Consider the following 11,832-nt stretch of genomic DNA (forward strand, 5'->3'; position numbering starts at 1 on the left):
TGTTTTTCGGGGTTACTGCTTGCGTGCCCACCAAAGCCGGGTCTTCATGTTGTCGGGACCCTGGTTGGCGATCGCTTTGAGGTAGTTTTCATGGTTGGTGTCCACCGTGGTCACCGGGTAGATGAAGCGCGTGGGAAGCACGCCGTCGTTGGCCGTGCCCTTGCCGATTTTGAGGTTGGGATAGCCCGTGCGGCGGTACTCGTGCCAGGCTTCGTAGCCCTCCCAGAAGAGGGCGATGTACTTCTGGTTGAGGATCTGTTCCAGCGTGTTGTCGAAGGCCACGATCTGCATGAAGGCGTTCTTCTGCGCCTGCGTGATCTCGTAGGTGGGCGAGGGGTTGATTTCGTCCCAGTAGTCGATCGACGCCAGCACGGCCTGCTCGTAATACTGCTGCGCCGCGCCGCTGCCGCCCGGAACCATGCCGCGGAACGCCGCCTCGGAGAGAATGAACAGCACCTCGTCGTAGCGCATGAACGTATAGGGCGAGGTGTAGTCGCCCAGCACGTCCTTGTTCAGGTAGGCGCAGTTGGTGGCGTTGGTCTCCGTGGTGGGGTAGCCGCTGACCAGCCCCGTCCATTCGTTGTTCTGCTGGACGGCGTAGATGCCCAGCCGCGGGTCGTTGGTGTTGTTCATCATGTTGACCAGGTGCTCGGCCATGCGGTGCGAGTTCGAGGTGAAGTTTTGCAGCGTCATGGTGCCGAAGCGTCCGATGAAGGGGTCGACGTTGGTGTAGAAGAGCGCCGCGTTGTCGGCGTTCGAAGCCATGACGGGGTAGAGCGTGGGGTTCGAAACGATCTCGCGGAGCTTTTCACTCACGCCCATCTCCGCGTCGCGGTTCTGCAGCCGCATCAGCAGCCGCATGTGGAGCGAGTTGGTGAACTTGCGCCACTTGGCGATGTCGCCGGCGTACATCAGGTCTTTGTTCGGGTAGCGCAGCGCCCGCGACGAATCGTAGAGCGAGTTGGCGCGTTCGAGGTCGGCGAAGAGCTGGGTGTAGATCTCCTTCTGGGTGTCGAACTTGGGTTTGAGGACGTTGTTGCGCCCCTGGAAAGCCTCGCTGAAGGGGATGTCGCCGTAGATGTCCGTCCAGTTCGAGACGAACAGCGCGCGCATCGTCAGGGCGATGGCCTCCGAGTTGGCGTCCTCGTTCTTCACGGCCTGCTCGATCATGTGGTCGGAGTTGGCCGCCCAGCGGGCGAGGTGGTTCCACGTGCCGCTGTTGTAGCTGTCGCGGATCATGTAGCGGTGGACGTTCTCGGTGTACATCTGCACGGTGTACTGGACGAGCTCGTTGTTGAGCAGCCACGTGCGGTAGACCATGCCGTCGGCTCCCGTGAAGAGAATGTGTTCCAGCAGGTTGAGCGGGTGTATGTCGCCCATCTCCATCTGGTTCTGGTTGGTGTTGTACTCGTCGAAATTCGAGGTGCAGGCACCCGAGAGGAAGCCCGCCGCGCAGATCGTCAGAGCGTATCGTAGTATGTTTTTCATTGCCGGGTCGGTTTTAGAAGTCCAGTTTCAGGTTTATGCCGTAGGTACGGGTCATCGGGTAGGCACCGGCTTCGATACCGCGCGAAATGGACGATCCCACGGCGTAACCCGCCTCGGGGTCGTAGAGCGGGAAGTTCGTCCAACAGAAGAGGTTGGTGGCGTAGACGCCGATGGTGATGCCCTGGAAAACCCGCGTCTTGGTGCAGAGGTGCCGCGGAAGCGAATACTCCAGACGCAGCTCTTTGAGTTTGAGGAACGACGTGTCGAAGACGTTCTCCTCGGCGTTCTCACGGGCGTAGACGTAGTTGGTGTAGTGGTCGACGATATCGGTCGTGATGGTGGTGTTCTTCGAATAGGTGCCGTTCTCGTTGAGGTTCACGCCCGGGACGATCATGCCGGCGTAACGTCCTTTGAGCGAATTCTTCAGCTTGCCCTGATAGGCCAGTGCGAAGTGGGTCATCGAGTAGGTCCTGCCGCCCCACTGGGCGCTGAACGACATGCCCAGCCGGAAGCCTTTGTACGAGAACGCGTGGCTCATGCCCGCCGTCCAGTCGGGGTAGATGCTCCCCAGGTCGAGCAGCTCGGCTTCGGTCGAGGTGAGCCGGGCGCTGCCGGTCTGGGCGTCCACGACGATCTGGTTCGAACAGTCGACATAGGAGCCGTCCGCGTCGACGTAGAACGCCCCCTCGGGAGCCCGCTCGTAGCCGCGGCCGTAGAGGCGTCCCAGCTCGGTGCCGGGGTAGGCGCGGATGTAGATGTTGCCGCCGACGGTGATGTTGGGGTTGAGGTTCCACATCGCCACGCCGTCGGCCAGTTCGACCAGCTTGTTCCAGTTCTTGGACCAGTTGGCGTTGATCGTCCATTCGAAATCCTTGGTTTTGACGGGCTGGAAACGCGCCGAGATTTCGACGCCGCGGTTGCGGACGCACCCGGCGTTGACGACGACCGACGTGGCGCCGACAGCCTGGTCGATCGGTACGGTGATGATCTGGTCGGTGGTCTCGCTGTGGTAGTAGGCCACGTCGAAATTGAGGCGGCTTTTGAAGAACTTGCCTTCGAGGCCCACCTCCCAGCTCTCGACGTTCTCGGGTTTGAGGTAGTAGTTCTGGATTTCGCTGCTCAGGTAGTACGAGCTGGGGAAGCTGCCGTTGGAGTAGACCGAGACCAGTTTGTTGGGCGAGGTGTCGTTACCCACGTTGGCCCACGAGCCGCGGACTTTCAGCAGATCGACCCACGGGGCGTGTTCTTTGAAGTTGAACACCTGGTCGAGCAGCACGCTGGCCGAGACCGAGGGGTAGAAATAGGAGTTGTAGCCCGGGGCGAGCGTCGACGACCAGTCGTTGCGGCCCGTGATGTCGAGGTAGACCATGTCGCGCCACCCCAGCGACAGGAAGCCGTAGAACGAGTTGATCGACTTGGTGTAACGGTAGGAACGGTAGACGGGCGAACTGATCGAGTTGGCCATCTTGTAGACGTTCTTCTCCAGCAGGCCGTCGGCCGTCTGGGAGTAGACGTTGCGACGCTTCCAGAGCATGTTGTTGCCGCCGAACGAGGCCCGCATGTCGAAGTCGCCCATTTTGCGCGTGTAGGAGAGCAGGAAGTCGCTGTTGACTTCGAGCGAGGTGACCGTCTGTTCCTTGTAGTAGCCGTAGGGGTAGCCGTTCGAATACCACGGCTTGCGCTGGGTGCGGAACTCGTTGTTGAAGTCCATGCCGGTCCGCAGGTCGAGGGTCAGCCCTTTCATAAGGTTGATGTTCAGGGCCATGTTGCCGAACACGCGGTCGCGGTTGAGGGTGTTGAGCTGCTCGTAGACCTGCATGTAGACGTTGTCCGCGTAGGTCGAGTTGATGAGCAGGTGGGGTGTGCCCTCCTCATACATTTGGTCGATGCGGCCGTAGGCGTATTCGCGGTAGTAGGACGATACGTCGACCACGTTGGGGTTCCAGATCAGGGTGTAGAGCGGCGAAGCGGCGCTGTAACCCGACATGGGCATGTTGTCCGAGTTTTTGCGGTAGTAGGTCACCTTGCCCGTCATGCGGAGCCACTGGTTGAGCTGGCTGGTGACCGACATGTTGAAGTTCTGGCTGTCGGAACCCGTGTTGGGGACGATCCAGTTGTTGCGCGAATCCTTCACCGAGAAGCGCGCCGAAGTGCCTTTGCCGTTGTTGTAGGAGAAGGCGATGCTGTTGTTGTAGGTGACGCCCGTGTCGAAGAAACCCTTGTACCAGTCGCGGTACTCCCACGGCAGGCGCCGGTACATGTCGGTGTCCCAGTTGCGCGATTCGTACTGGTAGAACTGCTGCCCGTCGAACTTGGCGCCGAAGGCCACGCGCGAATAGATGCGCCCGGTGCTGGCGATGCCGTCTTCGGCGTTGGCCGCGGGGACGCTCCAGTAGTTGTAGTTGCGCTGCTGGTCGAGGTTCGAACTGTTGCCGTTGCCGGCGCCGTACTCGCTCTGGAAATCGGGCCAGAAACCGGCCTTTTCGAAAGTCACCGACGAGTTGAACGAGATGCCCAGACCCGGGGTCTGGCGGCCCGACTTGGTGGTGATGACGATGGCGCCGTTGGCCGCGCGCGAGCCGTAGAGGGCCGTCGCCGCGGGGCCTTTGAGCACCGAGACCGACTCGATGTCCTCGGGGTTGAGGTCGCTGGCGCCGTTGCCGTAGTCGATCGGGGCCGTGGTGTTGAAAGCCTGCGAGCCCGAGTTCGACGACTCCATGTCGCTCGAGATGGGCACGCCGTCGATGACGAACAGCGCCGTGTTGTTGTCGTGCGTGAGCGACGACTCGCCGCGCAGCGTCACGCGGATCGAACCGCCGGGACCCTGCCCCGCCTGATCGAAGTTCAGGCCGGCGACCTTGCCCGCCATGCCGTTGAGCCAGTTGCTCGAAACGGTGTTGTTCAGCGCGTCGCCGCCGAGTTTGGTGACGGCGTAACCCAGCGATTTCTCCTTGCGGGTGAGTCCGAGGGCCGTGACGACAACCTCGTCGATCTGCTCGGCGGATTCGCGGAGCGTGATGTCGAAGCTGGTCCGCGAGCCGATTTTGACGACGGCCGGTTCGTAACCGATGAAATTGACGTGCAGTTCGTCCGTCTCTGCGGGTGCGGGGATTTGGAGCGAGAAGGCGCCGTCGAGCCCCGTGCTGGTGCCGAGCGTCGTGCCCTGGACGACCACCGAGGCCCCGACGACGGGTTCGCCCCGCGTGTCGAGCACCTTGCCGTTGATCCGCACCGGTTTGGAGGCGTCGCGCTTGACGACCGAAAGGTAGATGTTTTGCTGATAGACCCTGTACCGGGTGTCGGTTCCTGCGACCAGCTGGTCCAGCACCGTAGTCAGCGGTTTGTTGGTGACGTTGATCGTGAGGGTGCGCTTGATGTCGACCCCTTTGTCTACGATGAAATAGTAATTGATTTGTTTCTCGATTTCATTCATAACCTGCTCCATGCGGACGTCGTGCAGCTTGAGCGTCAGCTTGGGATTCTGGGCCAGCACTTCCCCCCCCCGGGCGGAAAAACAGGAGCAGCTTATGAGTAAAATTTTAAACAGGCATTTAATTTGCTGAATAAAAATTTTATTCATAAATTTGTCAATTAGTGGTTGTTAGGATTGGTTCGAATTCTATTGGCCGCGGTGCCTGCGGGTGGTTGCAACGCCTGCGGGCTTTTTTATGCGGCATACCGTGGGTCAGCTGTCATTCATGGGCTATCTTTGTTTTTAAGGTTTCAGGATTCACCGGATGGTGATCGTGCCGTTGTCCGCCGAGTCGTATTCGAACGGGGTGATCTTTTGCAGCGCCCGCAGGGCGTAGTCCAGCCCCATGGCGACGGGAATCTTGCCGCGGATGATGTTCAGTTGGGGGCTCGCCGTCTTTTCGACGGTGATTTGCACGCCGTAGAGGCTTTCGAGCCGTGCGATGATCTCCCCGAAATTATGTCCCGCCAGGTTGAAGATTCCCTCCGGCCAGAGATAATCGTCGGTGTTCTCGATGCTCCGCAGGGCGAGGCGGTCGCCGCTGAGGCTGACGAAGTCGTTCGTGTTCATCGTCATTTCGTCGCCACGGGTGAGCTTGTTGGTGACCCGGAGCTTTCCCCGCAGCAGCGCCGTGGAGAATTCGCGGGCGGCTTCGTCGGCCGCGACGTTGAACTTCGTGCCCAGCACCTCGACGTCGCAGGCGAAGGTCTCGACGACGAACGGGCGCGCCGCGTCGTGGTCCACGTCGAACATCGCTTCGCCGGAGAGTTTCACCCGGCGGGTCTTGCCGAACCGCACCGGATAGTCCAGCCGGGCCCCGGCGTTCAGGCAGACGGTCGTGCCGTCCTGCAGCGTGATGTCCACCCGCTGTCCGGCGGGTGCGGCGATCGAGAGGTATTGTTTGGCGGCGTTTTCGATGACCACGCTCCGGGAGGCGTACCAGGTCCCCGCGAGCAGCAGCAGGGCTGCGGCGGCCTGCATGCAGCGGCGCACGGCCGGCAGGCGGTACCAGTGCGGCCGTGCGGCGGGCATCGGCCGGCTTTCGGGGCGCTGTGCGTTGACGAGGGTGGTATTGTGGACAAACCACAGGGCGTTCAACTCCTGCTGGTGTCCGGGATCGGCCTGCAGCCAATCTACGACCGCCTGTTCCTCTGCTTCCGAGGTTCGGCCGTCGATATATTTGTATAACAACTCTTTCTCCATACGTCCATAAGGTGCGTGAGCGCGCCGGATGGACACGAAAAAAGGGAGGTTCGGGCTAAATAAATTTTATTAAAAACGTATCTGGTTGATAAACAGCGCAATCATCCAGGCCGGAAGATAGTCTTTCAGAGCCTCCCGCATGATGCCCAGCGCTTTCTGGATGGCGGCTTTGACGTTGCGGATGCTGATGCCCGTCGTGTCGGCGATTTCCTGATAGGTCTTGCCCTCGAAACGGCTGGCGACGAATATGCCCCGCATCGGCTCGGGCATGCGGCCGATTTCCTCCTGCACGATCGCGGCGACCTCCGAGGCGAAGAGCTGTCCGGGGTCGCAGGCCTCCAGCGCCGCGATGCGGGCCTGGATGCTGTGGTAAGCCGTCGTGTGGATTTTCTGCCGGATGTTCAGCCGGTTCTTTTCGTTGCGCAGCCACTCCAGGCAGCCGTGCTTCACGGCGCCGAGCACGTAGGCGGGGACGCTCGTGGTGATCGTCAGCTCCGCGCGGTGTTCCCAGAAATAGAGGAAACTGTCGGTCACGATGTCCTCCGCCACCATGTCGTCGCGGACGTATGACCGGGCGATGCGGATGAAACGCGGCTTGTAATCAGCGTACAAGCCGTCGAAAAATTCGCGGGTTATATGTCGGGCCGGGAGCGTCATTCAGGCGTATGATTATCCAAAGATATAATTTTTATCCGCATGAAAAAAATCATTTTGCAAAGTGCAAGGATAAAAACTTCCCGGTTTGAAGCGCGCTGCGGTTATTCGAGCCGCTGGTAGTAGTACAGCTCCCGGTCGTTGTCGGCCAGCACCTCGGGGTGCATGATCGCGATCAGGTCGTGCAGGACGACATCGGGGCGTACGACGCCCGATTCCCAGTAGTCGTTGCCTCCCGCGGCGTTGAGCCGCTTGTTGCAGTTGTAGACGGCGCCGGCCTGCACGCACCGCGTTCCGGCGAATTTCGGGTATTGCGATTTCAGCTCGCCGAGCGACGACGCGCCGCCCGCATTGAGCCACATGTCGGCCTGTGCGGTGAGCAAGTAGGCTTCCTCGAGGTCGATCGGCTGGGAACGGTTCGATGTATTCTTCTTGTAAATGTAGTCCCCGCCCGCGTCAGCGATCAGCCGTGCGACGTAACTTTCTGTCGAGGCCATGAACCACGATCCGGCATAGGGCGTGTTGATCATCACCTTCGGATCGGGGGCCGAGGCTGCGGCGACCCGTTTTTTGAGCGCATTGTAGCGTTCGGGAATCGGGGTGAAAACGGCTTCGCCTTTTGCCCGGCTGTCGGTGATTTCCGAGACGGCGACCAGCCATTCGGCTTTGCCGAGCGGCGACTCCTCGAGGTATTCGCCGATGTAGACGAACGGGATTCCCATTTCGCGCAGTTTCGGCTCCATGCCGCTGGCGCCGCTCACACCGAACAACAGCACGAGGTCGGGCCTTTGTGCAAGCAGCAGTTCGTAGTCCACATTGCCGTCGAAGCCCACGTCGGCCACCGCGTCGGGGTGTGCCGTGACATAGGTGTTGGTGATGTAGTCCCGGCCGGAAACCCCGGTCACGCGGTCGGCCTGTCCCAGGGCATCGAGCATCGCGACATAGGTCGAAGACATGCAGACAATGCGTTTCGCTCCGGCTTCGACGGTCTGTCCCGTGAATCCGGCCGGGGCCTTTTCGCCGTTGCGGGCGATGAAGAGCATCGTTTCGGTGTTCTCGGCGCCCTGCCACGGGTTGAAGACTTTCAGCAGGGTGCTTTGCCGCCCTTCGGCGCCGACGATTTCGAAGCCGGAGGCATGCGACGGGGCGTAGACGGTGAGCGTATAGTTTTTCAGGTCGGGCGTCTGCGATCCGCAGGCCGCTGCCAGGACCGCCAGGAGCGGCAACAGGGATTTCAGGAGTTTTTTCATCGCCCGAATATACAAAAAAACGGTGAAATCCGGAGCTAATCGTTGTCTGGCAGGCAATTTTTACTGATCCCTGACTCTCCGGTTTTCGGGGCTTATGTGTTTGTGCAAGTGTAAAAACAAGAAACCCCGACTGATTTTCAATCAATCGGGGTTTCTCTCCTTGGTGCCCAGGACAGGAATCGAACCTGCACGCCTTGCGGCACACGCACCTGAAACGTGCGCGTCTACCTATTCCGCCACCTGGGCATTTCTGGAATTGCGGTGTGCAAAAGTAATACTTTTTTCTGAATTGCCAACTCTTTTTCCGAAAAAAATCTACTTGCTGAAGAATTTATATTGAAACAGAAGCAGATAGACCACAGCTATCGAGATGTAGGTATCGGCCAGGTTGAATATGGCGCCGAAAAAGTAGTTGTTGCTGTCGACCAGAAAGCGCAGCAGACGCGGCACGCCGTTCCACTGGAACAGCGGGAAATAGAACATGTCGACCACCTTGCCCATCATAAAGCCTGCGTAATGGCCTCCGAAATGCGCTACGGTATAGGGAGTCGATTCGGAGAAAATCAGTCCGTAAAAGGCGCTGTCGAGGATGTTGCCCATGGCTCCGGCGAAGATCAGCGCGAGTCCCGCGATCACCCCTTTGGGCGTATCCCTGCGTTTGCAGGAGAGGTGGTACATCAGCCATCCGATGAATCCGACCATCACGATCCGGAAGACCCCCAGCAGCAGTTTGCCCCAGTCGAAGCCGCCGCGTGAAGCGATGTGCATGCCGAAGGCCGCGCCGTTGTTCTCGATGAACCGCAGTTGAAACCAGTCGGGGACGACCATGATCGATTCGTCGAGGTGCATGTGGGTTTTGACCCAGATTTTGAGCGCCTGGTCTGCAACGAGCAGCAGCAGGATAAGCAGTGATATTTTTTTGAAATTCATAATACGTGGTATTCCGTCGCAAAGATCGTATATAACCGGTCCGCCGCCGGGCATGGTCCGGATTTTACCGGAAGTGCCTCTCGGGGCCGGGGTTTGTCTTGGCAAAAGTAGTAAAAAATCTCATTTTTAACGGCCTCGGGTCGATTTTATCATTCGTGTGACACGCTTTTGACAGAAAAACTATATCTTTGAAAAATCTAATATTTGATGGATTATGAAGAGATTGCTACTCATCGGGTGCCTGTTTGCGGCGTTTGCATGTACGAAGGAACCGGCGGAACTCTCCGGCGGCGACTCCGGACCGACCCCCCCCCGGATCGTCGGAACCCCTACTTCCGGACTGGCCCTGAAAGGGGCGATCTCCATAAAGCTCACGCCCGAAATGGCACAGACCGTTGCAACGGCGCAGGCACAGCTTCCTGCCACCCGCGGCGGGGCCGTGACGCGTTCGGGCGTCGGTACGATCGACGACCTGCTGAATGAGATCGGCGCGGAGCATTTCGAACGGATCATCACCTATAATCCCGAGTGGGAGGCTATTTACGATGAGACCGGCATCAACCGTTGGTACAGCGTTTCGTTCGACGAAGACGCCGACCTCGGCCAGATCGGCAGCCGTTTTGCCGCGCTGCCCGGCGTCGCTGTCGTGGAGTATCAGATCAATCCTCAATATATCCGTCCGATGAGCGTCGGCCCGGTCATCCCGGCTTCCGGAGCTAATCTTCATAAGACGGGCGAAACGCGCGCTGCGACGACGATGAACGATCCGTTGTTGGATTATCAGTGGCATTTCGATAATCCGGGGCCGGATAGGTATTTCGATCAGCCGAAAGCGGGTGCCGACATCAATCTGCTCGATGCCTGGCAGCTCTGCACCGGCAGTGAGGATATTATCGTGGCGGTGATCGACGAGCCCGTGCAGACCGACCACCCCGATTTGAAGGCCAACATCTGGAGCAATCCGAAAAATTTGCAGGAACACGGCTTCAATTTCTGGGACAACTCTTCGGTGCTCGACTGGAAGACGCCCGCCAAGGAGGAGGACGGCACGGAGAGCTATGCCGATCACGGGACGCATGTGGCCGGTGTGATCGCCGCCGTGAACAACAACGGACGGGGCGTCTGCGGCATTGCCGGCGGCCGGAGCAATCAGGGCGGCGTGAAAATCATGTCCTGTCAGATCATGGGGAACAGCGAGGGCGCCCAAACCGGGAATAAAAATATCAAGGCTTTCGAATATGCCTGGACCAATGGCGCAATAATCGCGCAGAACAGTTGGGGGTATCTCCTTCAAGATAAAGATGGCAATCCGATACCTCCGGAACAATTCGAAAATGAATGGAACGGTCAGAATTTCAGCGCGATGCGCGATGCGATCGACACGTTTATCCGGGGAGCGGCGGCCAAGAATCCGGATTCCCCGTTGCAGGGCGGACTGGTTATCTTTGCCGCCGGCAATGATGGAGACGTTTATGGGGACGCTGCGATCTATCCGGCAGCTTACAGTCCGATTATCGCCGTCGGTTCGATGGACTGGGGCTTCCGACCGGCCTACTATACTGATTACGGTTCGTGGGTCGATATCACAGCTCCCGGCGGGGATGCCTATACAGCCCAAAGTGTTATCGACAAGAAATATTATACGAACGGGATGGTGATGAGCACCATTCTTTGCGACGATACGATGGATTATCAGGACGGCCGTAAAGACGACGATTATTGGTATGGATACGGCTTTATGCAGGGGACGTCGATGGCCTGCCCGCACGTCTCGGGCGTGGCGGCGTTGGGGCTTGCCTATGCGGCCCAGAATGGTAAGAAGTACACGCCTTCCGAGTTCAAAGCGCTGCTGCTGAGTTCTGTTTACGGTATCGACGACTATTTTACGGGTTCAAAAAGGGGGGACGGTGTGATTGTTCCCGATCTCTCTGTTTATAAGAATAAGATGGGCGGCGGTTGTATCGATGCTCTGAAACTGCTGCTCGCGATCAAAGGCACTCCGGCCGTGTATGTCAAAACCGGGGAGGCTGTGACGGTCGATTTCTCCCGTTATTTCGGCGGCGACAAGAGCGTCGTGACATTGGAGAGTACTGCTAAACTTGCTTCTCCTGGCAATCTTGGGCTAAGTTCCGCTTCGGTGTCGGTCGTAGGAACGAAAATCACGTTCAACTGCCCCAAGACGGGCGCTTCGCTGCTTACGGTCACCGCCAAAGCCGGCGATACGACCATCGAACGGGAGTTCGCCATCGTCTCTCGGCCCAATCTGGCCGGTAACGGCGGCTGGCTCTAAGGGGCCGTCCGTCCGATAGGCTTGCGGCGGGTCTTTCGGGACCTGCCGCTTTTTTGTCTATTAATATATAGGTGTCGGGGTCTGTTTTGGATAAAATGAATGATTTTTTGAAAAAAGATTCGGATTTATTTGCAGATTCAAAAAAAGTCGCTACCTTTGCATCCGCGTTTGAGAAATAACGGTTCTTACAAAGGTTGAAAGTTTACAATAAAGGAGCTGAAAGCCGCGTAAACCGCAAAATTTCAAAAGATGCAAAAGTTCTTGAAAAAAGATTTGCAGGATTAAAAAAGATGACTTATCTTTGCAGTCCTTTCGCACTACAAAATGCGAGACTTTTTCCAAAAGGTTCTTTGAATTACTGATATTATTTTGAGAGAAAAATTGTAGTATTTATCTGTCAATTTCCTTTTAAGGATAAACGAATAGTCAGGACTCTAACAAAACATTATTTTTTATACAATGGAGAGTTTGATCCTGGCTCAGGATGAACGCTAGCGGCAGGCCTAACACATGCAAGTCGAGGGGCAGCGGGATTGAAGCTTGCT

General features: G+C 57.9%; 7 protein-coding genes, 1 tRNA gene and 1 rRNA gene. 2 read left to right on the forward strand and 7 right to left on the reverse strand.

The window, feature by feature from the left end:
• Positions 1-12: 12 nt before the first annotated feature.
• The 7 genes from BLU78_RS07590 to BLU78_RS07620 form a co-directional block, all read right to left on the reverse strand.
• A complete protein-coding gene (locus tag BLU78_RS07590; RefSeq protein WP_010262738.1) occupies positions 13-1,488 on the reverse strand; it encodes a SusD/RagB family nutrient-binding outer membrane lipoprotein in 1,476 nt (491 codons plus the stop codon).
• Between the two features lie 13 nt (positions 1,489-1,501).
• A complete protein-coding gene (locus BLU78_RS07595) occupies positions 1,502-4,981 on the reverse strand; it encodes a SusC/RagA family TonB-linked outer membrane protein (RefSeq protein ID WP_231290841.1) in 3,480 nt (1,159 codons plus the stop codon).
• A 237-nt stretch (positions 4,982-5,218) separates the two neighbouring features.
• Entirely contained in the window at positions 5,219-6,163 is a 945-nt protein-coding gene (locus BLU78_RS07600) for a FecR family protein (RefSeq protein ID WP_010262745.1), read from the reverse strand.
• Positions 6,164-6,232: 69 nt separating this feature from the next.
• Complete coding sequence (locus BLU78_RS07605) at positions 6,233-6,820, reverse strand: RNA polymerase sigma-70 factor (protein ID WP_010262747.1); 588 nt, start codon at positions 6,818-6,820, stop codon at positions 6,233-6,235.
• Between the two features lie 101 nt (positions 6,821-6,921).
• Positions 6,922-8,076 carry an ABC transporter substrate-binding protein gene (locus tag BLU78_RS07610; protein WP_026020736.1) on the reverse strand — a complete coding sequence of 385 codons (1,155 nt, stop codon included), beginning with the start codon at positions 8,074-8,076 and terminating at the stop codon, positions 6,922-6,924.
• A gap of 152 nt (positions 8,077-8,228) precedes the next feature.
• Positions 8,229-8,313 (reverse strand) — tRNA-Leu (locus BLU78_RS07615).
• A 69-nt stretch (positions 8,314-8,382) separates the two neighbouring features.
• Complete coding sequence (locus BLU78_RS07620) at positions 8,383-8,997, reverse strand: signal peptidase II (RefSeq protein WP_010262755.1); 615 nt, start codon at positions 8,995-8,997, stop codon at positions 8,383-8,385.
• A 214-nt stretch (positions 8,998-9,211) separates the two neighbouring features.
• Here BLU78_RS07620 and BLU78_RS07625 point away from each other — a divergent pair, with 214 nt between their 5' ends.
• Entirely contained in the window at positions 9,212-11,287 is a 2,076-nt protein-coding gene (locus BLU78_RS07625) for a S8 family serine peptidase (RefSeq protein WP_010262759.1), read from the forward strand.
• Positions 11,288-11,743: 456 nt separating this feature from the next.
• Positions 11,744-11,832: ribosomal RNA gene (locus tag BLU78_RS07630) — 16S ribosomal RNA — on the forward strand; the annotation flags it as partial.

Source organism: Alistipes timonensis JC136 (genome assembly GCF_900107675.1).
In the GTDB taxonomy this organism is placed as follows: domain Bacteria; phylum Bacteroidota; class Bacteroidia; order Bacteroidales; family Rikenellaceae; genus Alistipes; species Alistipes timonensis.